The organism is Vibrio sp. 1069, assembly GCF_033340555.1.
The window spans coordinates 1-25,756 of record NZ_JAWOWP010000006.1; the positions used below are offsets into that span (position 1 = coordinate 1).

Here is a 25,756-nt window from a genome sequence, read left to right on the forward strand (position 1 = left end):
TGGTGATTTCTCCAATTGATTTTCCGGTGTAGCGGTTTCCGACGTCTCGGAAAACCAAGTAGTTCTCTCAAAGTTACCTCTATTAACGACACCAAATTCAGAAGCTTTAGAAAAAAGTTTAAAAAAATAACATTGCGAGATTTAGCTAATAAAATTGAAGAAAAGTAAGAAAAAGTGCTCAAGTTTCCACAAATCGAGCCGAGAGGGCTAAACTGTATAGAAAACCAGTAAAAGGAAACAATTAAAGGTAAGTTCGCAGACGATAGACGTGAAGATTAGAAAAGAAAAAGCCCCTTTTCCTTTGAGAGAACTGGGGCTAGGTTGGTCGCCAGAGCCTATGTGGAGATCAAGAGAAATGAACACATTTCCGGCATACCGAGTGCAACTTTACATTGAAAATGATTGGCAGGTGAGAGATGAGAGAGCCGCTCATTCTATTGTAAAGCTGCTTGCCAAAAGCCTGCATTCCCATCCACGTCTGAATGTATTGAGTACAGGCTAAGTAAACTACTGCAATAGTGACATTGCAGAGTTTGGCAACTGTTTCGCTTGAGCAAGAATCGATGTACCTGCTTGTTGCAAAATTTGTGCTTTGGTCATTTGCGTGGTTTCTTTCGCAAAATCTGTATCTTTAATTCGGCTGTTCGATGCGTCAACGTTTTCTTGGATGTTTGCCAAGTTGTTGATGCTGTGACTCAGACGGTTTTGCTTCGCACCTAAGTCTGCACGTTGCGAGTCTACGTATTTCAGTGCCGAATCCAGCACAGAAATCGCGTTTTGAGAACCTTGTACCGTGGTCATATCAATATCTTGTACTGACGTTCTGATAGGTTCATCACTCAGGCCAAGCTCAGATGCTAATCCACCAGAAATAGAAATCTCACCCTGAACGTTTGGATGCGCGACAAAAACTTGCAACTTGCCATCTTCACTTACAGACGCATTAATCATATCAGACTGACCATTAATGTAAGTGGCAAGCTCTTCGATGTCGTCGCCCGCTTTAGCATTAATGTTGATTTCTAGATCATCAACATTGCCGTCTTCGTCTTCACCCATACCTGGTAGCGTAATCTTCAAGTCAGATTTAGCTGGGTCAACGCTCCAGTTTTTATCTTTACCGTTCTCAGATAAGAAGGTCACACCGCCCATGCGAGTATCGTCCGCACGAATGCTGGTGAGTCCCATGATCATGGCTTCACCTGAGCTCGCACCAATCTGGAATGCTGCTTCACCGAATGAGCCGTTCAATAGACGACGACCACCAAATGAAGTGGTTTCTGCAATACGGTTTAGCTCGTCAATCAATGCCATTGACTCTTCGTTGATCGCCTGACGCTCAGCCGGAGAGTTAGTACCGTTCGATGATTGAATCGCAAGGTCACGCATTCGTTGCATGACAGAGGTTGCCTCATTCATCGCACCTTCAGCGGTTTGTGCAATCGAGATACCATCGTTCGCGTTACGCATTGCGACATCTAGGCCACGAGACTGTGCAGTTAAGCGGTTAGAGATCTGTAGACCTGCCGCATCATCTTTTGCACTGTTAATCTTATGTCCTGAAGATAAGCGCTCCATCGACGTGTTTAATTCATCAGTCGCTTTGTTTAGGTAACGCTGCGCGGTCATCGCGGAGACGTTAGTACTAACTGTTACAGCCATTTTGCTCTCCTGTTGAGTTCGCAAGCTTTTGCGAAGCGGCCAGCTTTACTCTCATTTGGATAAGCACTGACCGTAAAAGTTACTTGCTAAATCTGCCTTAAACGCAGGGTTTAGAATCTCTAAATCTGTTCTGATATTTTCAATACAATTTGTGTGCCAACTTGCGTGAATTATTTAACTACTTTTAAAAGAATCAAATAAACAATAAGTTAGCTTTATCATTAAGCTATTTCCGGTTTGTCAGCCTCATCTTAGCCCAAGGGTATTGAACGCTGCCCTGTTGCCGCCCGACTTGCCTCCCGCCTCATTGCCGCTTTGGGTAAAATCGTGCCGCATGACATCTCAGACTCTCAGGTTACGTCGACTTATCGCGCTTAAGGCTTTGCACATAAGGCATCAAAATCAGACAATGTGTATGAGTGTCATACTAGATGTAGTTAAACAACGTTAGATCTTTGGTCTTACCGAATGCTTGTTGCGATGCCTGTAACGCTCGCGAGTTTTCACTGAACTCGATCACGGCTTTAGAGTAATCCAAGTCCTCAAAGTTGCTCTTCGCTTTTGCCAGAGACAAATTAAAGTCTTCATGATTTTGCTCTTGGATATCCAGCGTACTCAATCGAGCACCGGCATCTGTACGCGCTTTATTCAAATGGATAAAAGCAGCGTGGAATTCTTCTGTCATTTGGTGCAATTTGGCGGTCGCTGACGTATCCGAAACCGATTTGTCTGACCATGCCATTGCATCCTTGAAGGTATCGAAAATGCTGAACTCTGCCCGCTTTTCGATCTCAATGCTGTCACCAGGCGTAATTTGGCCTTTTACGTGCACTTTCAGGCCTTTGTATTCAATCCCTTTCTCTGGAGAAAACTCATCGGCATCCACTACTTTGCCGTTACGCTCTAATTGGTAACCAAATTTGCCGTTATTCATATCGACAAATGTCACGCGATACGCCGCATCATCCTTAGCGTCAACGTTAGTAGCTTTGTTTAGCAACAGCTCAGAGCCGTTTTGTAGATCGTAATTCGGCTGATAATCGCCAAATGGGTTTGGTATCTCCATAAACAGCTTGCTGCCAGGATCGTTCATTGGCATCTCAAGCATGCTGGAGACTTTCATTTTGCGCTGATAATCGTCCCCAGCGTATTGAACACTACCGTCTTTATCGCGATAGAATGGTTGGCTTTTTGGCTTAGTACCCGCAAACACGTAGTTACCAGATTCATCTTGCGAGTTCACTAAGTTAAGGAAATTGTTCGCAATCTCTTCTAACTCACGCTTCTTTGCTTGTCGGTCTTCAGCAGAAAAGGCACCGTTAATCATCTCCATCGTTAAGCGCTTCGACTCGTCGGCAAAATTCTCCGCATTGGCGATATTAACTTCGTGGTTTTCTAGACGATTACGCACCAACACTATAGAGCTAAGATATTGTTGTAGCTGTTCTTGTTGCTGACTAATGTTTTGGATGTAATGCGCAGCGAGGGGGTCGTCACTAGGTTTCAGTAACTTTTTCCCTGAAGCAAGTTGCTCTTGGTTGTGGTGAACCTTATTCTCTTGACGACGCAGATCATTTTGTACGGACTGATAGTTATGGAAACTAGAAATTCGGGTTAGCACTTATCTCTTCTCCTTACCTCAGTTGTAAAATGGTATTGAAGGTATCATTCGCCGCTTGCATCACACGTGATGAAGCCATGTACGCTTGTTGAAACTTCATCATGTTGGCCGCTTCTTCATCGAGGTTAACACCAGAAATAGAAGCAACGCGCTCTTGCGCCGCTTCATGCTCTAAACGAGCGACGGAGGCTAAACGGTTTGCTGTAGAAGACTTCAGTCCAACTTCGGTATTGAGGTTATGATAAACATCGATCAAGGTACTGGATTTTCCATCCATCATCTTGTCTGTTTGGATCTTCTGCATTTTTCTCAAGTTGCCGTTACCACCTTCAGAAGGCACCAAGTTTGCGGTGAATTTATCATTCATCAGTGCGCCTTCGCTCAACTCAAACACGGTTGCATCGCCGTTTTTATGCAGCGGATGACTTTTCGGCACTGATATTTCAATCTTCGGGTTATCTTTATCTAACGGGTATGAGTATTTGTCCGATAGTAAATTACCCTTGTTATCCGTGATCTTTAACCACGGCTTATCATGCTTCTCGTCGGCTGGTTGTACGGTAACCTCAAACTCTTTAACATCCCCCGCCTCACGAATTTTAAACTTGGCGTTACCTTGGGCAAAAGTGGTTGAGGCTTCATAACTTTGTGCGGCAATAGCTTTTGCGTCATTGGTTTCCATCTTTATGATGGCTGCACCACTTCTCGTTGGGCGTAGCAATACGCGCTCACCGGCGGCAAGGCCTTCACCAATTTGCACTTTCATACCATCCAGAACAAACGACGAATCCGAACGGTCGATGTTCAACGACATTTGCTCACCTTTAGGTGTTGTCACGCTGTATTGGTCGCCATCATAACGCAGCGAATATTCACCACCTTTGATCGCGGAAATATCCTCGATGTAAACCGCAACATCAGCTTGTGAGTCAGGTGCAGCAAAAACTCGAGATTTTGCCACCAGCTCAGAGTTCACGTCGGTAAATACGTCTTTACCTATCTTGCCGTTGAGATCCAGACCTTGAGATTGCAGCTGATTAATTTTGTAGGAGAAACCCGTCGCTAAACGGCCCATTTCATCTTGCAGTTGTGGGATGTGTTTGTCGCGCATTTCAAGTAAAGCGCCGATTTTGCCATCCATATCATCAGACTTGATCGCTTTAATGCCATTCCCTTCCACCATTGCTAATCGTCTTTGATGAACATCCGGATAGCCATCGATCATTTTGAGCTGGCTTGCTTCCGTGCCAGAAACAAGAGTGTGTCCATTGCCGATATGAACATTAAACCCTTCCGCATTTTTGCGTGGGGTTACGGTAACTTTGGTGTATTCTGACAGCTCAGTAACCAGCTTTTCATGCTGATCCATCAGGTCATTATGTGGACCGGGAGTACGCATCATCAGTCGATGAATATCGCGAATTTCCAACGCAAGTTGATTAACGCGCTCAATGCCCATATCCAATTTTTTATTGGTGACATCAGATTGCAGTCGCACGGTTTCGTGGAAATCATTTAATGTATCAGAGAAGATTTTTGCCTTTTCCAATACCACTTTTCGTGCCCCTAAATCGTTCGGGGTATCTGCCATGGTTTTTACCGCATCGAACCACTCATTCAGGTTCTCGGGAATTTTCTTCGATGCCACAGAGCTCAACATGCTAGAAAGCATATCAAAATTATCTTGGGTATCCGTTTTGTTGGCATTGTTGGTCGACGACAGGTTCAGTTCATTCACGGCAAACTGATCCCACGAGCGGCGAACATTTTCCACATGCACACCCATGCCGTAGGTAGAACCACCGAACATGCGCGGATCATTCGTGCCTTGGATAACAGACTGACGGCTATAACCCTCTGTATTAACATTAGAAATGTTATGACCAGTGGTGTTTAATTGTCTCTGAGCAGTAAGCACACTTTGAGTACCTACATTCAGAAGATCTGACGCCATACATGCCCCCAAAAACGAAATATAAATCGGCAAAACCGATCACCTAGACACATTAAAAGCAAAAGATGTGCCAAGTGATAGAAAGGCGTAGATATTCAGATAAAGTGAAGGCTTGCACTATGGCAAGCCTTCGAGAACGTCATAAATTGGCGCAGAGACATTACATACTTTCGATTTTATCCTTCACCTGCAGGACTTTATCTGCGTAGTTCGGATCGGTCGCGTAACCCGCACTGTGGATACCGCGAATAAACGACTCTGAGTTCCCGCGTTGCTGCAATGCTGTCTCGTAACGTGGGTTGTCATTCAAAAATCGTACAAAGTCATTAAAGCTGTCTTCGTAACTTGAGTAGGAGCGAAACGCTGCCGTCTCTTTCACTGGCGTGTTATCGTGGAACTCTAGAGTTTGAGTCGTCACTTTGTCACCCTGCCAGCTTCGATCTGCTTTGATGTTAAATAAGTTGTTGCTGCTGCCACGCGCGTTCTTCACGACCTTTTGTCCCCACCCCGTTTCCAAAGCGGCTTGCGCAAGTAGCAAAGATGGCTCGACACCTAGGGCTTTCGCAGCTTTCTCCGCGTATGGCTTCATCGAGTTAACAAAGGATTCTGGTGAATCGAATCGAGTGGGTTCATTGCTTGGTCGAGATAGCTGACCAGACTCAATCAAGCGCTGTTCAATCTCGCGCGCTTTTTTCGGGTCAACACGACGATATTCCGCAGCATTGTTTGCCGCATCACGCATAGCCGTTTCTTTTTTGTCGTTCCCTTGCCCAGCCGTTAATTGCTTAACAATCATATCGGCCAGTCCCATTGAACCAGACGAACTCAATTCACTCGCCATCTGTTCATCCAACATTTGTCGGTAGAACTTCTCGTTTTGGCTGTTCATCATGTTGGACTCAAAGCCCTCATTGGCTTCACGCATGGATTTCAACATCATCGAGGTGAAGATCGATTCGAACTGACGAGCAGCCGCATGCAATGCTTCTTGCTCGCCATCTTTTCCCTCTTTCACTGCTTTTTGACGCAGAGTATCCAGAGAACTGATGTCATGGATAAAACCAATGTCGTTAGGATTGTTCATTATACCTACCTCCTAACCATTAAATGATGATCAACTGGCCTTCAATGGCACCAGCTTGTTTCAATGCTTGTAGAATTGCCATCAAGTCCGAAGGCGCAGCTCCGACTTGGTTCACGGCACGGACCAAATCATCCAACGTTAAGCCTGGTTCGAACTTAAACATTTTGCCTTGTTCTTCGCTGACTTCGATATCCGAGTCTGGTACGACAACGGTTTGCCCACCAGAAAAGCCGTTAGGTTGGCTAACATTCAGGTTTTCTTTGATCGCAACCGTCATGCCGCCATGCGTTACTGCTGCAGGTTTAAGACGCACATGCTTACCAACTACGATGGTGCCCGTTCGTGAGTTAACGATGATTTTGGCTGCACCATCTGCTGGGTCGAACTCTAGGTTTTCGATTGCCGATAAGAACGCAACACGCTGGCTGACGTCACGAGGAGCACGCACGCGCACTGATGTCGCGTCAACAGCGCTCGCCATTTGTGGGCCAAGGAAGTTGTTTACAGCATCCGCCATACGTTGAGCCGTTGTGAAGTCTGACTCAAGCAAGTTGAACGTGATGTAATCACCACGACCAAATGGGTTTGGAATTTCGCGCTCTACTGTCGCACCACTAGAGATAAGACCAACGGTTGGATTGTTACCTACGATTTTAGAACCGTCAGCGCCTTCAGCACTGAAGCCGCTCACTACTAAGTTACCTTGAGCAACCGCGTAAACTTGACCGTCGAGACCTTTGAGGAACGTTTGCAGCAAGGTGCCACCACGCAAACTTTTAGCACTTCCGATGGAAGAGACAGTCACGTCCACTTGCTGACCCGGTTTAGAGAAAGGCGGCAATTCGGCCGTAACCATGACTGCGGCAACGTTTTTAATTTTTGGCTTTGTGCCCGGCGGCATCTGAATGCCGAAGTTTTGCAGCATGGCGGCGAAACTTTGCTCTGTAAACGGGTTCGCTTCACCCGTACCAGGTAAGCCTGAAACCAAACCATAACCCACGAGTTGGTTGCTTCGTACACCTGCCACTTGCGCGACGTCTTTGATACGTGCGGCTTGGGCTACGGTAGAAAACAGAGCAACGCTCATCAGTACTAAAAGGAGTTTTTTCATGCTTACTTATCTCTTGCAGTCAAATTGCCGTCAGCACGGCGTGTTATAGCGCTACATTAAAGAATCGTGCCAAGAAGCCTGGCTCTTGCATATCTTGTTGCAAACCAGTGCCAGAGTACTGAATTCTTGCGTTAGAAACACGATTTGATGCAATGGTGTTGTCGAAATTAATATCATCCGGACGAATAGTGCCACTTAAACGTATGTACTCATCACCTGTATTTAGCGTCATCCACTTCTCACCGCGGATCACGAGGTTGCCGTTTGCCAGTACTTCAATCACCTCAACAGTGATGTAACCACTGATGCTGTTGCTCTGCTTTGCAGAAGAGTCACCTGCAAATGAGTTGGAGTTGTTTAAGTCATAAGAGAAATTATATTTTCCGCCAATTTGCAGCTCTTCTCCGCCAACTTGAAGCGGGTCCATTTGCGCTTCATTGGTTTTCGATAAATCGGCATTTGCGCTTTTCGTCGCACTGGTTGTCTCATCCAGTGTTACGGTAATAATGTCGCCAATACCACGTGGTTTAGAATCGTCGTAGAGATCGGTAATGTGCTCGGCGCTAAACAACGAACCTGTTGCAGCAGCATAATGCTCAGGTTTGTTTTTCGGATGAATTGGAGCCCAAGCAGGGTCGCCAGCAACCGGATCGCTTCTACCACGTAAAGTATCTACAATACCGCTGCTCTCTTCTTTCGATTTATCGCCTTCTACTGCGTCGACCACAGTGGTTGCTTGTGTCACTTCATCCGTTTCAATCGGTTCCAACATGGCACAGCCCGACATCGTAGCAATCAAAGCGAGTAGGCAAATACGTTTCATCGTGAGCTCCTCAAATCTTGCTCTTAATCGTTACAATTGCTGGTTAACGAAGCTCATCATTTTATCGACTGACGAGATCACTTTTGAGTTCATTTCGTAAACGCGCTGGGCTTCGATCATGTTGACCAACTCTTCCGTTACATTCACGTTGGACGCTTCCAACATGGATTGACGAATTTCGCCCAAACCGTCCAAACCAGGAACACCCTCTTGTGGATCGCCACTGGCACCCGTTGGTAAGTAAAGGTTCTGACCAATTGGCTCTAGGCCACCCGGGTTAACAAAGTCTGTAATGGTTAGCTGACCAACGACTTGGTTGTCTTGCTGACCTCGGACGCGAACCGACACTTCACCATCCGTACCGACAGTAATAGAAATCGCATCTTCTGGAATCACAATTTCAGGCTCTACAGGGTAGCCAGAACCCGACGTGACTAACGTGCCTTCACCATTTAGCGTGAACTGACCGTTACGGGTATAACCGATGTTGCCGTCCGGCAATGTCACTTGAAAAAAGCCGTCGCCTTCCACCATCATGTCCAGTGCGTTGGTCGTTGTCTGCGCATTGCCGTGCGTGTGCACTTTTTGCGTCGCAACCACTTTAGAACCCGCACCTAGCATCAAGCCACTTGGCAGTTCCGTGTTCTGAGATGACTGGCCGCCAGGCTGGTTGATGTTCTGATAGAACAGATCTTCGAATACTGCACGGCTCTTTTTGTAGCCGACAGTAGAGGCGTTCGCCAAGTTGTTCGAAATCGTGGCAATGTTGGTTTGTTGGGCGTCTAGACCTGTTTTACTTACCCATAGTGCTGGATGCATAGTGAACCTCTAACTCTGTTAACTCATACGAAGCAGTGAATCTGAAGATTTATCCATTTCTTCAGCTGTGCTCATCATCTTGACTTGCATTTCAAACTGACGTTGTAAGTCAATCAATGCGGTCATTTCACCTACGGCATTCACGTTACTGCCTTCTATCGCTCCCGTCTGGAGACTAACAGTCGCGTCTGCTTCGTAAGGTTGGTTTGGAGTTTTATGGCGAAATAAGCCATTGGTGTCTTTAAACAAGCTTTGATCATTAGGCTTAACGAGCTTAATGCGATCAACCGCTTGGAATTCTTCTGCCGGGGCACCTTGAGGAAGTACAGAGATGGTGCCATCCCGACCGATTTCAATTTTGGAGAGAGGGATAGGCAAAGTAATCGGCGCGTCGTTTTCACCCAGCACCAAATGACCACTTGCGTTGGTAAGCATGCCATTTTGATCGACTTTTAGGTTGCCGTTACGGGTCAACCCTTCTTTCCCTGTATGATCGAGTACCGATATCCAACCGCTGCCTTCAATCGTCACATCCAGATCACGCCCTGTTGTAATCACGCTACCTTGAGCAAAGTTATGCCCTGGACGCTCTGTCATGCTGAATACACGTGAAGGATGGCCTTCACCATAAGCCTGCATTGAGCGAGCCTGTGCTAAATCAGCCCGAAATCCGGTCGTGCTTACGTTAGCCAAGTTATTAGCGCGCAATTGTAGTGCCTGCATATTTTGCTTGGCGCCACTCATTGCGAGAAACAGTGCGCGATCCATAAATTACTCCAAAAAATCTCTCTGTACACGGAGTAAAAAGCAATAGTTATGCCAAAACAAAAATAGACTTATTAATCAATACTTTGAATTAAAAATCAACAATGAAAAGAGGTCAATAGAGGCAGAAAACTGTAACGAGAGGCAAGGTTTTGATCCATACGGCGGCAACAGCGGCAAATCGTAGTTCAAAGCATGCTTAGCCTGAGTGAGGTGTATTCAGGCTAAGCATCAGATGAATGTCATGATGAAAATGAACAAAGCGGCAATTACTAAGAAGCAATCACACGCCATTGCTTACTCAAGCAGAGTATCGAATGACCCAGCTAGTGCTCTAGCGGATCTGTAAGATATTCTGTTGTAGTTGGTTGTGTACTTCTAGCGAACGTGAGTTTGCTTGGAAGTTACGCTGAGCAGAGATCAGGTCCACCAACTCCTGCGTCATATCAATGTTTGACTGTTCCAGCATACCGTTATTGATGGTGCCGAAAGAGCCTTTATTTGATTCACCCCAGATCTTGTCACCAGAGAACTGCGTTGAATCCCATTGAGTGCCGCCTTTCTTATCCAGACCTTGCTCGTTTGGAACACGTACGAGAGCAACACGACCCAATGTAACGTTTTCACCGTTTGAGTAAGTTCCCAATACGCTGCCGTTTTCATCGAAGTCAACTTTGGTTAGGAAGCCCGTCGTTGCACCGTCTTCGTCAAACTTAGTCAGTTCGAACGGAGCCGCAAACTGTGTTGCTGAGCCTAAGCCGAAGTTAAGCGTCTGCGCAGGATCGGCACCATTCATATCGACTGGTGTCGTGTTCGTCGCCGGATCGCCCAGAGCCACAGAAGTGATTGGCTGACCATTGTTCAAGCTCGCCAACGTACCATCGTTGTTGAACTTCATGGTATGCCCCACATGACCTGTTGGCGTTTGCGCATCACCAGCCGCAACATTTAAAGGCTTTTCACCTTCTTTATCTGTCACGGTGTAGTAAGTGTTCCATGTATTTGGCTGAGTCTGATCTTTCAAGTAATACGTCGTTAGCTTGTAAGACTGACCCATCGAGTCATAAATTGTCGAAGAGGTTGAACGGTTGTATGTATCTGGGTCTGAAAAATCAAACTGCGTTGGATCTTTCAAATCGCCGTTCGCTGGCAAGTTCACACCCACTTCAATGTTTGCTGTTTGTTTTGGCTTACCAAATTCAGCAGGAATATTGATGGGTTGTGGCTCGTATGAAGAAACCTCACCAGAGCTTGGGTCCACTTGGTAACCTAATAAGAACTCATCGTTCGCGGTCACCATGTAGTTTTCTTTATTTAAGTGAAATGCACCATTACGTGTCAGTTCATTCTGTTGTGGAGTTAGACGCTCTTTCGCTACAGCGAAAAAACCTGTCCCCGAAACACGCAAATCCATTGGGTTGTTGGTGTAAATGCTAGAGCCTTCATGGAACTGCTGTGCCACTTGGCTTGCTTGCGCACCACCACCCGGTGTGGTTTTTGCGTTAGTAAATAAAGAGTTAGAGTAGACATCAGCAAACTCAGCACGGGACTCTTTAAAGCCGTAAGTGTTGGCGTTCGCAATGTTGTTACTGGTGGTGTTCAAATCCAGTTGGGCGGCGGACAAACCGCTTAAAGATACATATGACATTCCAAAATCTCCTAATCTAGCGAGCTATGACTACGCTTTGCCGACTTCCAATACTTCTGCAAGTCGAACTGGCGATTCAAAACCAGCCAGATTGAGTAATACGTTTCCGTCACCTTTGCCAAGCAATACGCTGTTTACGTTGGCGTATGTCGATATTGGGAACTCTTGCGACTCCCCTTCAACTAAGCCAGACGCTTTCACTTTGTATTTGCCAGCTGGCAGTGGATTTCCGCTTTCATCTTTACCGTCCCAAAGCACACGCGTGTCGCCGGCTGGTTTCGCCCCTACCTCAAAGGTACGAACCAGTTGGCCAGCTTCATCCTCTACACGAACAAACAGATTATCGATAGATTGTGAAAGCTTAACCATTGCCGCCATTGGTGCGTCGTCCTGCTTCACACCTGCTGCTCCTGGGACCAATACGTCACGCCCTACCAAAGAGGAAGCTTGTAACGCTTGATTTGATGTCATTGACGAATTCAAACTCTCAAACTGAGTGTTCATCTTGCCAATGCCATCAACGGTCGCAAATGAAGCCATTTGCGCAATCATCTGGTCATTACTTACCGGCTTAAAAGGGTCTTGCTGAGACAGTTGCTTCGTGAGCAATGATAAGAAGTCTTCCTGTTTTAGGTCCTGCTTACCCGTGCTCTCTTCCGCTTTCTTGTTACTCTCTTGTAGACTTTTAAGCTGGTCGATATAGGACAAGCCGCTTTGACCAACGTTGTTAATTCCGGCCATACGCTACCCCCTTATCCTTATTGACCCATCTGCAGCGTACGCAGCAGCATTTGTTTACTAGAATCAGCGACCTGTACATTAGTTTGGTATGCACGAGAAGCTGAAATCATGTTTGCCATTTCTTCCATTACATTGACGTTAGGCTTGTAAATGTAGCCTTCTTCGTTTGCAAGGGGATGGTCTGGGTTGTACTCCGCACTCAGCGGTTTATCACTTTCTACAATACCCATCACTTTCACTGGCACCGTATCACCGCCACGCATGGCGTTACTTAACTCTGCACCAAACACTGCATGACGCGCTTTGTAAGTGTCTTTCGCAGAGCTGCTGACACTGTCGGCGTTCGCCAAGTTGCTTGAGGTAGTATTCAGACGAACGGATTCAGCGCTCATTGCGGAACCTGTCACATTGAAAACGTTAAATAAGCTCATCTAAATTATTCCCCTTTGATTGCTTTGGTTAAGTTCTTGAATTTGCTGCCTAGAAAGTCGAGTGATGCTTGGTGTCTGATTTGGTTTTGCATAAACAAGTTACGCTCTAAATCCAAGTCTACCGTGTTGCCATCTCCCGTATCTGGTTGCGTAGGAAGACGATATAACTTGTCCCCAACCAACGTTGTAGTGGCAGGAATATGCCGACCATCTGTGCGACTAAGACCAATGCTTGCCCCAGATGTTGCCGCTTGCAATTCCTTCGCAAAGTCTAAACCTCTTGCTTTGTAACCAGGCGTGTTTGCTTGTGCGATGTTGGTGGAAATCACCTCTGCATTGCGCTCACGTACGCCCACCGTGTGCTGGTGGATGCCTAGTGCATTGTCAAAAGATATAGCCATGTTTGCCTCTACAATTAAGAACTGACCGTGATTGATAACCAAAAAGCAATTAGCATGCCAAAACCTAAAGCATTACACCAACCTAGTGGTTACCGTGAATTGAAATAGCAATAAGTGAGCCAAAGTAACTGGAATGTCATGTCGTATTACTTTGTTCACTTAATAAAGATACACCGTGTTGAGGGCACAAGGCAAAAACGCGCTTCAACTAATTGAGTGATACATGAAACGCTCGGCGCAGAAAGGTAACAAACAAAAAAGCCTGACACGAAGTCAGGCTTTTCTATCAATGAAGAGATACCGCTATTTAAGCTTGTAAATGATGCCAGGATTACAGCGCACCATTTCAAATTTATCAGTCAGACCAGTTAGCGACTCTGATGCCCCTAACAGCAAGTAGCCACCAGGGTTTAAACTGCTCGCCATTTGGTTAAGCACTTTAGATTTCATTTCTGGAGAAAAGTAAATCAATACGTTACGACAGAAAATGATGTCGAACTTACCCATCAGTGCGTAACTGTCCATCAAGTTTTGTGGACGAAAGTTCACCAAACGCTTGACGTTATCTTTGACTTTCATGCGACCACCGTCCGCATTTTCAAAGAAGGTGCGACGACGTTCTGGTGAAAGCCCGCGACCCAAAGCCAAGTTGTCGTACACCCCTGCACGACACATCTCGAGCATACTTGCCGAAATATCTGTGGCTGTAATGGACACGTTTGGTAACAAGCCCGGCTTGCGCTGTTGCGTTTCCAGGATCGTCATTGCAATAGAATACGGTTCTTGGCCCGATGAACTGGCAGCAGACCAGATCTTAATTGGGCGCTTACTTGCCGCTACTTCTGGCAATAATTTGTCAGCTAAAACCGTGAACGGATAAGTATCTCGAAACCACAAGGTTTCGTTAGTCGTCATCGCATCCACAGCGGCGACTCGTAATTCTCGATTACGCCCTGTAACAACATCACGTAGCAAATCTGATAACGATGCGAGCTTAAACTTCGTCACTAAAGGACTCAGTCGGCTACGCACGAGGTATTGCTTGCTATCACCTAACACGATGCCACATTGCGATTCTAGAAAACGGCTAAAGTCACGATACTCTTGATCACTGATTGTAATAGCAGTCATTAATGTCTCTTTTATTGTGTTAATGCAGATTTAACCGCGTTACCCAACTCATCTGGGTTAAATTTCGCAATGAAGGTGTTGGCACCTACACGCTCAACCATAGCTTGGTTGAATACACCACTTAATGAAGAATGGAGGATAACATAAAGGTCTTTCAAATCGGCATGTCTGCGAATTTCAGCCGTTAAGGTATAGCCGTCCATTTCTGGCATTTCAATATCGGAAATAACCAACGAAATTTGATCGTAGATATTGCCTTCTTGAGCCATTTCAATCAACTTATTGTACGCTTCTTTGCCGTCTTTGACAGATACGACCTCAAAACCGATGGATGTAATCGCACGCTCTACCTGTTTACGCGCGACCGTCGAGTCATCAGCAATCAGTATGCGGCGTACAATAGGCTTTTCTTGCTCTGCTTGTGCGATTTCTTCGCCAATAGCGGAATCCATCGTTTCATCAACTGGCGCAATTTCTGCCAGGATTTTTTCAACGTCAAGGATTTCAACCAGCTCATTGTCAATGTTTGTCACGGCAGTCAAGTAGTGCGCTTTACCTGCGCCGTCTGGCGGTGGCAAAATCGCTTCCCAATGCATATTGATAATACGCTCAACCGATGATACCAAAAATGCTTGGATCGTACGGTTAAATTCTGCAATAACAACAAAACATTTATCTAAATCAGTGGTTGGGCGGCCACCAATTGCCAGGCTCAAATCAATAACGGACACGGTATGGCCGCGGATATGAGCGATACCTTTAACCAGAGGGTGTAGATTTGGCATTGAAGTCAGCTTAGGGCACTGTAGTACTTCTTTCACTTTGAATACGTTAATGCCGTAGCGCTGTCGGCCCATCAGTCGAAAGGTCAATAATTCCAATCGGTTCTGACCGACGAGTTGCGTACGCTGATTCACCGAGTCAAGAATCCCCGTCATATGCTCATCTCCATCTCAAACTTTTTGTTTTTAAATGATACTCTACCACTGGCAAGCACGATACCAGGGAGACAGTATGGCGTATTTCACTTTCACTTCGACACCATTGACTATGACAATATGTAGAGCGCTAATTACAAAGTACGCTAAGTCTATCGGCATTTTGCTCAGTATGTTTAGCTTTTTTGTTCATTCAGCTTCAGATAATCAGATCGAGCAAATAAAAACAGCAGCAGAACAACATATTCTTGCTACGGTTGATCAGCCTGATGGTGGCGAGCTATCTGTTAATGCGGCAGAGATCGACTCGAGAATAAAAGCAACGGATTGCCCTGTTCCGTTAGATACATCTGCCTCTTCCACCAGCAGCACGAGAAGTAACATCAATGTGTTAGTGGAATGCCAACCGGATGACTGGAAAGTCTATGTTCCTGTGAGGATCTCGGTATCAGTACCAATGATCGTCGCGACACGAACACTAGGGAGAGGAGAAATCGTCAGCGCATCGGATGTTACCACTTCCATGATCGAGCTACAGCGCTTTCGTAAAGATGGATTTTCTAGCTACGATCAAGTGGTTGGGGCAAAGCTAAAGCGTAATGTTCGCTTAGGCGATGTCGTAGAGAGAAATGATGTTTGTGTGGTATGCCGAAATGAAAAGGTCATTATCAAAGCGGTGAATTCTGGCATGACGATCACAACGCAAGGCACAGCATTGCAGGATGGTTCAGCTGGCGATCAAGTAAGAGTGAAAAATGATAAGTCACAACGTATAATAGAAGGCATAGTGACTGACATTGCGGAAATCACTGTTAATTTTTAATACCCACTGGTAGCGTGTTTAAACTGATCAATAAAAATGCAAAAAATGACTAAAGTTATTTTTGCGCTGGTCGATAGTCTGGATACCAGTATTACGATACAAGGCAAAGGTTAAACATGGCAGGTATAGATAATATACGTTCAGGGCAAATGATGACGACAACAAGTCGCGCACCTGCACGTAACGATTCCAATGCTACCAGCACGACAGAATCAAAAAAGGCGCCAGCGCAACAAGACGCAGTATCACTCAGCCAGCAAAGTAAAGCCGTCAGTAAACTCCAGAAGGATATGGCAGCTTCTCCGGCATATGACAGCGCCAAAGTTGCAGCAATCAAAGAAGCTATCACAAACGGTTCATACAAAGTCGATCCTGAAAAATTGGCTGACAACATGATTAAGTTTGAAAACGAATTGCAAGGCAAAAGCTAACTGACTTAGGCCGAAGGTAAGTATTTTATGGCAGCATTAGTCGATCTCATTAATTTCCAGCTAGAAAATGCTAAGGCACTTTCCGCTGTTTTACGCCAAGAAACACAAGCAATAACGGCGCGTGTCTCTACCGAGATTGAGAACATTGCCAAACAGAAGATGACGCTCATTGATCAGCTCAGAACAACTGATCAGCGAATCGCCTCTCACCCGCACGTCAATCAACTTACTGAAGATGAGCACCTAAGTCAGGTTGTTGCTCAAATCCAATCGATCGTCCTCGACTGTCAACAAGTTAACCAAGTAAATGGCGAATCGCTTAGTCGCGCACAGCTGAGCTTCAATAAACTCAACAACATGCTCCAGCGAACTCATGGCAAAGTTGGCATGACCTACAATGCGGGCGGAAAAACCCACACCATCTCGACGCTTGGCACCAATATAAAAGCTTAAACGTCACTCCTACCCTCAATTCCCGCGCTCACGTAGATATAAAAAAGCGACTCATTGTTACCAGTCAGCCGCTCAAAAAGATTATCTGTCTAGTGAAATGGTTTAAAACAAAGTTTGCTGACGCTTCTCAGGCACTTGCTGAACTTCTCCATAATCACGTAGCTTATCCATCTTACGGATATCCAGACGCAGCTCAGTCACATAACTGTCTTCAACAAGATAACTACGCACAACTTCTGCACCACGAATTACACCATCGACGGCACCAGTGGTGCTTTCAATACCCAAACGCTGGTCTTGCAGCTCTGCACGTCCACTAACACGCATGCCATAAACTTGCTCTGCTAGCTCACGATAAGCATCAATTTTTGATGCGCGCATTGCTCGTACACGCTTTTCTTCTACTGTGCGGCCTGTTTGCTCACTGACGCTGGCGTAGCCCACCGCCACTAAGATTTCATCTTGACGCATCTGTTGTAATGGCTGACACCCAACCAATATCAGTGTGGCAACAATAAATAATAACTTCTTCATGCTTCTATCCTATGGACGGAGAATCACAGTGTACGGCTGACGAATGGTAGGGTCAGAACGAATCAACACACCATCTTGTGTACGGATGCTATTTAACGTATCTAAGTCACGCCCAATACGGTCAGCCGGAAGGAAACCTTGCGCTGTCGCTACAACTACACGGCTTTGCATGCCAACCACGCGTGCATTGACAAGCACTCCCCCCTCTTGGCGCAGCATCGTTCCGGTCAATACATACTGAATTTGCTGCTCTTGAGCTAAATCTTGCCAATCACGACTTAAAGCAAAATCGCCCTGTTGCGTCACTTGAATAGAGCCCGTAGTTTTGAAATCAACCACTTTAAACCCTCGGCGCTGAAACTGATGGATAAAACCTTCAGAGACCGAGTTACCTAACCAGTTTGTTGCATCCATATTTTGTAGATCAACAAACGAGGTAATCGCAATCGGTGTCCGCGCTGATACTGCCACATTAGAAACCATCAGGTCTTCTGTCATGCTCTCAATGAAAAAGTCCATCGTATGACGCGGACTATCCATCAGCATGAACTGGCTTCCCGAGTAAGGTTCTTTACCATTGTAAATCGGTGAGTACGCGCACGATGTCAGAAGCGTCATCATCGATGCAGCGACAAGCCACTTTTTCATGGTTTGATTCTCCAGATAATCTTAGGTGATACCGTTCTTTATTAATTCCTTTCCAAGAAAGTGAATATTGGAACAGTCTTTGCTTTTCTTTGTTTGCCTAACGAAGAAAAACCCACCAAACTTCACTGAATTTGTTAAAGCAATATTTATACCCGAACGGTTGTAACCAATGAAAAAAATATTAAACAGTCTGTTTTCAATCACTTTAGTGATGCTTGTGCCTTTTAAGGTAATGGCATCTTGGTATGAAGTCACAGGCGTTGCCACCATCGTTTCTTCAGAAGAGACGGCAAGGCTCCATGCGTTGGAAGACGCGCTGTTCAAAGCCGTCAATTTTTCGGGCGCAGATATTGGCAGTATTAGCAACTTGATGCCGCTATTAGAAGAAAGTCGCAACGAATACCAGTTTACCAATCATGAAGTCCGTTACATTTTGGTGGAGTCTGAACGCAAACGTCGCGGTAAAGTCGAGGTAAAAATCCGCGTTGATATTTATCCATCGGCAACGGGTTGCCACACCGATCAATACAAAAAGACAATGCTGGTCGGCAATATTGAGGTCGCATCACCACAACAAGCAGTGATGGGACAAATTTATCAAGTTGGTGACGATTTTAGCCACGTAGTGAACCGTCAACTTGATCAAACCTCACGCAGCTTTGTGTCTGTTGGTACAACGGACTACTCAATAAGCAGCAACTATCCTGCTCGCACTCAAATGATCGCGCAAGACAATGGCGCACAATACATCATTGGAGGGGTCATTACCGATCTCACTGCAACGGTCGAATCTCAACTATTGCAAGATGACATCATCAATCGTCAGTTTGCGTTAGAAATGAAAGTATTTGATGGTAAAACTGGCCATGAAATCTTCAACAAAGCCTACCGTGAGGTCGCGCGTTGGCCATTTGCTAAGACGAGTCAAGTGGACACTCGTAGTGCACGTTTTTGGGCATCGACCTATGGCGAGATGATGCTTCGCGTTAGTCGCAATATTATGTTGGATCTGGAGTCGGAGCTATCTTGCAAAATTACACTGCCAGAGGTTGTGGCAGTCTTCGGTAATACCGTAACGATGGATCTCGGCCGTATGCACGGCGTAAAAGAGGGAGACAAATTGCAGCTTTGGCACACCGCGTCGTTTATCGACCAAAATGGATTGCCAAGAAACAAAGTCTCGCAAAGCGAAATTACATTAACGGTATCACGCATATACGAACACGAAGCGGAACTGACGATTGATCAGCCAAATTTAGCATCTAGCGTTCAAATTGGCGACGTAATGAACAAGATCCTATAAAAGCAAACATTAAGTCTTGAGATATGCTCACTTTTGAATATCATAGGCAGCGCATCTTATTTGATTATACCAATGACCGTAGCGAATCGTTCAACGTGATGCTGATACAGATCTGGTAGATTGCTAGATTTGAACTCAGTAAAACAGTGCAATGAACTGCAACTATTGGTATTACGCCCCCATGGCACAGCTGGATAGCGCAGTCCCCTCCTAAGGGACAGGTCGTAGGTTCGAATCCTACTGGGGGCGCCATATCATAGCCTTAGCTCCCACTTGAGCTAAGGCTTTTTTGTATCTTCAATTTCAAGCCTCGCACTGCTCCCCCTAGTACACCGTGTTAGATAATCTTCCCAGTAATCAATATGATCGGATCGGGTGTTTCGGTTACGGGATAAAGCCTTCTACTGATCTGACTTCTTCCCCTTGAAATCATTTCAACAAGCCCTATTTACAGTTTTGTATTTTATTACTTTAATTATCTATGAGTTTTGCTTACCCTTTTAGCTATTAATAAAATTATTAGTTAGCACTATGTCTAAGAGCAATTTAATAACTAACACTGGACACCGCTTTATTTCTAAAGGCAAGACAGCCTTTAAGATACATATCCATACCCCCGAGGATACGGTACTACACCGCTCGGTAGGATTTGTTCGTATTGGAGAAAAGAAAGGCTTACAAAAAGCCATTAAGCTGAGAAACGAGTTAGGCCGGCAAATGTGGGGCAAATTCTGGCGACGTCTTTTGAAAGACCCTTACCTAATGACTAGGCTTCCACATAGCGTTGAGCCTAAAATCGTTCACAAGCCTAACCCTACTCTTGAAAACCCTGACAACCGAGATACGTGTTACATCGCCAAGTGGCGAGAGTTCAATGATGACGGTGAGTATAAATATAAAACGGTGGTTCGCTCTATTAGTAAGTACGGCAAACTTGCCGCCTACATGCAAACCAAAAAAGCGTTGTTAGAAGCACATAAAGATAACTTGGAGATCCTGACATTTATGGGGCGTTTAAACAGCATTGATCTTAAGTAATACCTGGCCACTTTGAACATTTCAGTCAGTTTTTTGAAGAGAAATAAAAAGCCCCAAAGAGCGAACTCTTTGGGGCTTTCAGCTTCAGTCTTCTATACTACGGTCGAATAGGAGCTTATTGCTGAACTTGGTATTCAAATTCTGGAACAACGACTTCTACGCGACGGTTTTGTTGACGACCTTCACGAGTGTCGTTTGAAGCGATTGGGTTGTTTTCACCTTCGCCACGAGCTTGGATACGTGATGAATCAATACCTTTTTCAACGAGTGCGTTAGCAACAGACTCAGCACGTTTTTCAGAAACTTTTAGGTTGTAAGCTGCTGGACCAGACGTATCTGTGTAACCTACAACTTCAACGTTCGCTTGTGGGTGCTCGTTTAGGAAAGCAACTAGGTTATCAAGTTTTGCAGCGCTCTCTGGTTTTAGAGTTGTGCTGTTTAGATCGAAGCTACCTGTACCAATTGTTTGAGTTTCGAATGTTTTCGTAACTACAACTGGCTCTTCTACCACTTCTTCTACAACCACTTCTTCTACAACAACTGGCTCTTCTACGATTACTGGCTCATCGTTGCCGCCGAATTTGAAAGAAACACCTAGTGTTGCAGTGTTACCTGTCGCACGAGTTACATCGTTGCTGATGTCAGTCAGTGTTTGGTATTCCGCACGAGCTGTTACGTTTTGGCTTAGGTTGAATTCAAGACCAGCCGCGCCTAGGTAAGAGTAATCATCTTTGCCATCAAACATTACGTAAGCGCCACCCACTTTACCGTAAAGTGCGATGTCTTCAGTGATTGGTAGGCTAAATTTAGGAGCAAGAGTGATTGCTTCTACGTGGCCACCGAAAGAAGTTTGGTTAAAATCACCGATGTTGTCGAAACCCGCTTCTACTGCGAAGTATTTATTCATTTCGTAACCAACAAAAGCGCCAAGAGTAGAATCGTCTTTGTCACAAGCCTGGCCCGCTACACACGCGTCTTCCATCCATGACTTACCCATCTTACCACCAACGTATACTTCTGCTTGTGCTGCTGAAGCCATAAGTAGAGACGCTGAAATTACCGCTGCTAATTTTTTCATTATTGATTCCTCTAAAGAAGTTCTTTTGTTAGATGCCGAAATGCGCCGTCTGACTGACGTTATATTTCAATTCTTTTTATTCATTCCTTGAGTGAGATACTTAGTCAGCTTCTTTTTATGCACATGCATTTTTTTTTATGGAAGCAACTTACGTATATTTCCTGTTCAGTGATACATATCGCCATCTCGGTATCGCTGACGGAATGAACTATAACGCTAAGAAATCGCGAGAAAAATCCCAATTCTGTCAATTTATTGTCATCAAAAATCTCGACAACATGTGATCTTAAGCAAAAAAATCCCCACGCAATCACCACGCAAACGTTTGCTTTGTTTTTTGAAACAAAATAGCTAAAGCAAAGGTTTTTCTTAAAAATGAGACAAACAAAATGGAACTTTAAGGAACATGGATAAAAATCAATCAGATATTTGATATATAATCGCTCGTTTTTTATTCATGCCAACGATATTTGGATTAAAAAATCTTATCCATATTGAGGTAAATTACAGGTGAAACCATCTCTTCATTCACCAATATGAGAGAAAGTTTCTCGTTATCTAAATTGAAGATACAAAAAAGCCGCGGTTGCTCACCGCGGCTTTGTGACTATTTATTCAAAAGAACGTTCAGTTCAAAGCAATTATGCGTTTGCTTCACGCTCAGCAATGAACTCAAGCGCCATCTTAATGCGAGCAATACAACGCTCTTTTCCAACCAGCTCCATTACTGCATCGACAGAAGGAGACTGACCCCCGCCTGTTACAGCAACACGTAATGGCATACCGATTTTGCCCATGCCGATTTCCAACTCTTCACATACTGCTGCGATAACGCCATCTTTGATGTTCGCTGTCGTCCACTCAGTTAGTGCTTCCACTTTCGCTAATGCAAGTTCTAGAGGCTCTTTAGCCACGCCACGTAGGTGTTTCTTCGCTGCGCCCGCTTCAAACTCAGAGAAATCTTCATAGAAGTAACGGATTTGCTCAGCTAGCTCAACTAGTGTGTTGCAACGCTCACCCACTAGCTTGATCACGTCAGTGATAGCAGGACCATTCGTTACGTCTAGTTTTTGTTGATCTAGATGCCATTGTAGATGCTCAGCAACGTACGCAGGGTCTGAGTTCTTGATGTAGTGGTTGTTCAACCATTGCAGTTTGTCAGTGTTAAAAGCAGACGCTGACTTAGATACTGCGTTTAGGCTAAATAGATTGATCATCTCTTCTTGAGAGAAGATTTCTTGGTCCCCATGAGACCAACCAAGGCGCACTAGGTAGTTGTTTAGTGCCGCAGGCAGGTAGCCCATATCGCGGTATTGCATGACTGATACAGCGCCGTGACGTTTAGACAGTTTCGCGCCGTCATCACCCAGGATCATTGCACAGTGTGCAAATGTAGGTACTGGCGCACCTAGTGCTTCGTAGATGTTGATTTGACGAGGCGTGTTGTTGATGTGGTCTTCGCCACGAACAACGTGAGTGATACCCATGTCCCAGTCATCCACTACTACACAGAAGTTGTAAGTAGGTGAACCGTCAGTACGACGAATGATTAGGTCATCCATTTGATCGTTGCGGATTTCAATGCGACCACGGATTTGATCATCAAATACTACGCTACCTTCTTTCGGGTTACGGAAACGGATAACACATGGATCGCCATCTTTTGCCGCTTCGTTTGCTGCTTTGATTTTTGGATGGTTAGCATCGTAGCGAGGCATTTCTTTATTTGCTTCTTGCTCTGCACGGATTTCATCTAGCAGCTCTTTGGACGCGTAACATTTGTAAGCTTTGTCTTCAGCAAGAAGCTTATCAACCATTTCGTTGTAACGGTCAAAACGTTGAGTTTGGTAGTAAGGACCTTCATCCCACTCCAAGCCTAGCCATTCCATGCCTTCAAGAATTGCATCAACCGCTTCCTGAGAGTTACGCTCAAGGTCTGTATCTTCGATACGTAGAACGAATTCACCACCTTGGTTTTTAGCGTATAGCCAAGAGTAAAGTGCAGTACGCGCACCACCAACGTGTAGATAGCCAGTTGGGCTAGGAGCAAAACGAGTTTTAACCGTCATTTGAGTTCCTTAGGGGTAATGAGCAACGAGAGATCTCTCGTTGTAATGTCAAGGATAAAAGTGGCGACATTTTACCACCGTAAGTCAATTCTACAATCGGTTTGACACCAGAAATAAAAACAGGGCAGAACCAAAAAGGCACAGCTCTGCTATTTACTGTTAAAGCACGAGACGAAATTACTTCAGGTTACGCATTGCCCATTGCATAAATTCTTGCTGCTCTTCACGGCTCAATTCATTAAACGATGCTTTGATTGTTTTGGTTTCCGCTGGAGAAGACGCAATGCTTGCCTTAGTCGATTCTTTATTCATTGCGTTATTATAGTCGGCAACTTCTCGTTCGTAATCACGAAAACCTTGCAAACCACCTTTACGAAGTTGAACCATAGAGAATGCCACTTCTTTTCCGTTTTTGTCTTTCAATACCACTTTAGGATCGAGTTCGAAGGCTCTCGCCTCTTCAATAGTACGGAATGTTTGATAAGCCAGAGAAAGCTCGGTGTCTTTTTCTGCATCAAACTCTAATACCAGCGGCTGCGAATCGAATTTACGGCGCTTTCCATCTTCAAATACGATTTGTCCAACCGTTACCGCTAATTGGTTTTCCCCATCCTTTAACTCGATGCTGTTGTTCTTGGATATCCACTCAGGGTAGACGAACTCGCCGTTGAGAACGCGAGGAACTAATTCAGATTGCAGAGTGAGTTGAGCAGCAAAAGCTGGCGCCGAAAGCATTGCGCAAAGTCCGAGAAGTGTCGTTGTTTTTTTCATCATGGTTTCTCACTTTATACCAATTTAGATAAGCCTCTAAAATTTACAGGCCAGTCATTTCAAAGGCTTATTTGAATAAGTATCAAGATAAAAAGGGCGTTTCCGCCCTTTTAGCTGCTTCTTTAATTAGAAGTAGTATTCAACACCTACAGAGAACTCGTCGTAGTCAGCAGACTTCCAACGTGCTTCTGTTGGTTTATCTAATTGAGACGCACCGTCGCCAAAGTCTAGAGTACGAGCACGTACGTACAGCACTGCCGATGGGTCTACGAAATACATAACTTGTGCTGATAACACATCGTCCGCTGTATCGTTAATTTTCTTACCATCACGCTCTAGATCAAAGTTAGCGGCGTAAGCCAGTTTGTATTGCCAATCACCCGTGGTGTACATGATAGCGGCAGACATTGCATCTTGCTTTTCACTCACACCATTGCTTGCGTCCGCCTCCATGTATTTGTATTGCGCGAAGAAAGAGATTCCGTTATCAAACCAGCCTTGTGCCCCTACCAAGTACGTGTTGTTTTCCCACGTTTGGCTTTCCATCTTGATATTACGGTTACCTTCATATGCCGCATCTAACTGGATAGGACCAATTTTGTAGTGTGCTGCGATACCACCCCAGTAGTCATCCCCTTCACCTAGACCTGCTTTATCACCTGCACCAGCTGCGATATCTAGGGAGAATTTGTCAGCAAACATTGGAGAGTCCCAGCGGATAGTGTTTGATTGACGGTCTTGGTACTTGGCGCCTCCAATAGCACCACCCCAGTCGTATACATCGCCGAGACCAGGGTTAGATGCTGGCCAGTCAACCAATTCGTACATAGGTGTCAAAACGCGACCCAGACGAATTTGACCCCAAGATGCACTTTCAAAACCGACGAATGTGTCACGTTCACCAAGACCTGCGCCCTCGCCACCAAAGCTAGGGTCTACATAACCGCCTTCGATTTGCCAAATAAAAGTAGGGTCGAAGTTAGCAAATTGTTTTTTACCACGGAAACCAATACGAGATTCGTTGTTTAGCTGCATGCCACCCAAATCATCGTCCGTTGCTTTGCTGCCAGAATCGTAATCGCGGTACGCGGCCTGCATCGCGATGATCCCGTAAACTTCATAAGAAAATGAATCTTTGGTTAGAAACTCTTTTGCTGCGTCACTGTTTGCACCATCAGCAAATGCAACACCACTGAACATCATGCCGGTAATTGCCGTGGCAAGTAGGCTTTTCTTTAGGTAAGACATTATAAACCCCTATATTTTTAGTTTTTTCCATTTTCAAATTCACTAACTAGGACATGGCAGGAACTTGAAACAGTGTTTGGACGGGGCAAATATGACAAACTTTTTTCGCACTAAAAAACTTTCCCTACAGCAATCTGAGCGACTTCAAAATGAGAAGATCAAAAATAAAATAAAATAATAAAAAACAATTACTTAACATCAAATATAAAAAATAAAAAACGTTAAAAGTAC

The 25,756-nt window shown here is 45.0% G+C and carries 25 protein-coding genes and 1 tRNA gene; 6 read left to right on the forward strand and 20 right to left on the reverse strand.

The features are described from left to right. Nucleotides 1–507 precede the first annotated feature (507 nt). The 14 genes from R7040_RS11495 to R7040_RS11560 form a co-directional block, all read right to left on the reverse strand. Nucleotides 508–1,662, reverse strand: coding sequence for a flagellin (locus R7040_RS11495; RefSeq protein WP_005382038.1), 1,155 nt, complete (start codon nt 1,660–1,662; stop codon nt 508–510). A gap of 427 nt (nt 1,663–2,089) precedes the next feature. Continuing rightward, complete coding sequence (flgL, locus tag R7040_RS11500) at nt 2,090–3,283, reverse strand: flagellar hook-associated protein FlgL (protein ID WP_005382037.1); 1,194 nt, start codon at nt 3,281–3,283, stop codon at nt 2,090–2,092. A gap of 13 nt (nt 3,284–3,296) precedes the next feature. After that, the gene (flgK, locus tag R7040_RS11505) at nt 3,297–5,237 is read right to left on the reverse strand and encodes a flagellar hook-associated protein FlgK (protein WP_318081579.1); all 1,941 of its coding nucleotides are present in this window, start codon (nt 5,235–5,237) and stop codon (nt 3,297–3,299) included. A 160-nt stretch (nt 5,238–5,397) separates the two neighbouring features. Continuing rightward, nucleotides 5,398–6,324 (reverse strand): flagellar assembly peptidoglycan hydrolase FlgJ, encoded by a 927-nt coding sequence (gene flgJ, locus R7040_RS11510; RefSeq protein WP_031779079.1) that lies wholly within the window; start codon nt 6,322–6,324, stop codon nt 5,398–5,400. 16 nt (nt 6,325–6,340) lie between these two features. Beyond that, a complete protein-coding gene (locus R7040_RS11515) occupies nt 6,341–7,432 on the reverse strand; it encodes a flagellar basal body P-ring protein FlgI (RefSeq protein WP_005393118.1) in 1,092 nt (363 codons plus the stop codon). Nucleotides 7,433–7,475: 43 nt separating this feature from the next. After that, complete coding sequence (gene flgH, locus R7040_RS11520; protein WP_005382033.1) at nt 7,476–8,255, reverse strand: flagellar basal body L-ring protein FlgH; 780 nt, start codon at nt 8,253–8,255, stop codon at nt 7,476–7,478. A 30-nt stretch (nt 8,256–8,285) separates the two neighbouring features. Further along, a complete protein-coding gene (gene flgG / locus R7040_RS11525) occupies nt 8,286–9,074 on the reverse strand; it encodes a flagellar basal-body rod protein FlgG (RefSeq protein ID WP_005382032.1) in 789 nt (262 codons plus the stop codon). An 18-nt stretch (nt 9,075–9,092) separates the two neighbouring features. Then, a complete protein-coding gene (gene flgF / locus R7040_RS11530) occupies nt 9,093–9,842 on the reverse strand; it encodes a flagellar basal-body rod protein FlgF (protein WP_005382031.1) in 750 nt (249 codons plus the stop codon). Between the two features lie 331 nt (nt 9,843–10,173). Then, a complete protein-coding gene (flgE, locus tag R7040_RS11535; protein ID WP_005382030.1) occupies nt 10,174–11,487 on the reverse strand; it encodes a flagellar hook protein FlgE in 1,314 nt (437 codons plus the stop codon). A gap of 30 nt (nt 11,488–11,517) precedes the next feature. Next, a complete protein-coding gene (flgD, locus tag R7040_RS11540) occupies nt 11,518–12,228 on the reverse strand; it encodes a flagellar hook assembly protein FlgD (RefSeq protein ID WP_318096872.1) in 711 nt (236 codons plus the stop codon). Between the two features lie 17 nt (nt 12,229–12,245). Continuing rightward, complete coding sequence (gene flgC, locus R7040_RS11545; protein ID WP_005393132.1) at nt 12,246–12,659, reverse strand: flagellar basal body rod protein FlgC; 414 nt, start codon at nt 12,657–12,659, stop codon at nt 12,246–12,248. A 5-nt stretch (nt 12,660–12,664) separates the two neighbouring features. Next, nucleotides 12,665–13,060: a flagellar basal body rod protein FlgB gene (gene flgB / locus R7040_RS11550; RefSeq protein ID WP_005382026.1), complete on the reverse strand. Its 396-nt coding sequence runs from the start codon at nt 13,058–13,060 to the stop codon at nt 12,665–12,667. A 303-nt stretch (nt 13,061–13,363) separates the two neighbouring features. Then, nucleotides 13,364–14,191 carry a CheR family methyltransferase gene (locus R7040_RS11555; protein ID WP_005382024.1) on the reverse strand — a complete coding sequence of 276 codons (828 nt, stop codon included), beginning with the start codon at nt 14,189–14,191 and terminating at the stop codon, nt 13,364–13,366. Nucleotides 14,192–14,202: 11 nt separating this feature from the next. Then, complete coding sequence (locus R7040_RS11560; RefSeq protein WP_005382022.1) at nt 14,203–15,129, reverse strand: chemotaxis protein CheV; 927 nt, start codon at nt 15,127–15,129, stop codon at nt 14,203–14,205. Nucleotides 15,130–15,205: 76 nt separating this feature from the next. On the opposite strand from R7040_RS11560, the gene flgA reads away from it, so the two are divergent. The 3 genes from flgA (at nt 15,206) to R7040_RS11575 (ending at nt 16,836) form a co-directional block, all read left to right on the forward strand. After that, nucleotides 15,206–15,952 carry a flagellar basal body P-ring formation chaperone FlgA gene (gene flgA, locus R7040_RS11565; RefSeq protein ID WP_005382020.1) on the forward strand — a complete coding sequence of 249 codons (747 nt, stop codon included), beginning with the start codon at nt 15,206–15,208 and terminating at the stop codon, nt 15,950–15,952. 116 nt (nt 15,953–16,068) lie between these two features. Beyond that, nucleotides 16,069–16,383: a flagellar biosynthesis anti-sigma factor FlgM gene (gene flgM / locus R7040_RS11570; protein WP_005382018.1), complete on the forward strand. Its 315-nt coding sequence runs from the start codon at nt 16,069–16,071 to the stop codon at nt 16,381–16,383. Between the two features lie 27 nt (nt 16,384–16,410). Further along, nucleotides 16,411–16,836: a flagella synthesis protein FlgN gene (locus R7040_RS11575; protein ID WP_213967738.1), complete on the forward strand. Its 426-nt coding sequence runs from the start codon at nt 16,411–16,413 to the stop codon at nt 16,834–16,836. A gap of 102 nt (nt 16,837–16,938) precedes the next feature. On the opposite strand, the gene flgP is transcribed toward R7040_RS11575, so the two are convergent. Continuing rightward, on the reverse strand, nt 16,939–17,370 hold the full coding sequence (flgP, locus tag R7040_RS11580) for a flagellar assembly lipoprotein FlgP (protein WP_005382014.1): 432 nt from the start codon (nt 17,368–17,370) through the stop codon (nt 16,939–16,941). A gap of 9 nt (nt 17,371–17,379) precedes the next feature. After that, entirely contained in the window at nt 17,380–18,018 is a 639-nt protein-coding gene (locus R7040_RS11585; protein ID WP_005382013.1) for a FlgO family outer membrane protein, read from the reverse strand. A 169-nt stretch (nt 18,019–18,187) separates the two neighbouring features. Between R7040_RS11585 and R7040_RS11590 the strand changes: the two genes are divergently transcribed. From R7040_RS11590 to R7040_RS11600, 3 genes are all read left to right on the forward strand, one after another. Continuing rightward, nucleotides 18,188–19,321 (forward strand): flagellar assembly protein FlgT, encoded by a 1,134-nt coding sequence (locus tag R7040_RS11590; protein ID WP_005382012.1) that lies wholly within the window; start codon nt 18,188–18,190, stop codon nt 19,319–19,321. Between the two features lie 175 nt (nt 19,322–19,496). Then, nucleotides 19,497–19,573 (forward strand) — tRNA-Arg (locus tag R7040_RS11595). 279 nt (nt 19,574–19,852) lie between these two features. Beyond that, nucleotides 19,853–20,359 (forward strand): hypothetical protein, encoded by a 507-nt coding sequence (locus R7040_RS11600; RefSeq protein WP_005382011.1) that lies wholly within the window; start codon nt 19,853–19,855, stop codon nt 20,357–20,359. 115 nt (nt 20,360–20,474) lie between these two features. On the opposite strand, the gene R7040_RS11605 is transcribed toward R7040_RS11600, so the two are convergent. The 4 genes from R7040_RS11605 to chiP all read right to left on the reverse strand — a co-directional run bounded on the left by R7040_RS11605 (nt 20,475) and on the right by chiP (nt 25,525). Further along, complete coding sequence (locus tag R7040_RS11605; protein ID WP_005382010.1) at nt 20,475–21,437, reverse strand: OmpA family protein; 963 nt, start codon at nt 21,435–21,437, stop codon at nt 20,475–20,477. A 641-nt stretch (nt 21,438–22,078) separates the two neighbouring features. Then, nucleotides 22,079–23,506 (reverse strand): glutamate--tRNA ligase, encoded by a 1,428-nt coding sequence (gltX, locus tag R7040_RS11610; RefSeq protein WP_005384075.1) that lies wholly within the window; start codon nt 23,504–23,506, stop codon nt 22,079–22,081. A gap of 177 nt (nt 23,507–23,683) precedes the next feature. Then, nucleotides 23,684–24,280: a DUF2057 domain-containing protein gene (locus tag R7040_RS11615; protein WP_031780870.1), complete on the reverse strand. Its 597-nt coding sequence runs from the start codon at nt 24,278–24,280 to the stop codon at nt 23,684–23,686. A gap of 123 nt (nt 24,281–24,403) precedes the next feature. Then, nucleotides 24,404–25,525: a chitoporin gene (gene chiP / locus R7040_RS11620; RefSeq protein WP_017819978.1), complete on the reverse strand. Its 1,122-nt coding sequence runs from the start codon at nt 25,523–25,525 to the stop codon at nt 24,404–24,406. Nucleotides 25,526–25,756 lie beyond the last annotated feature (231 nt).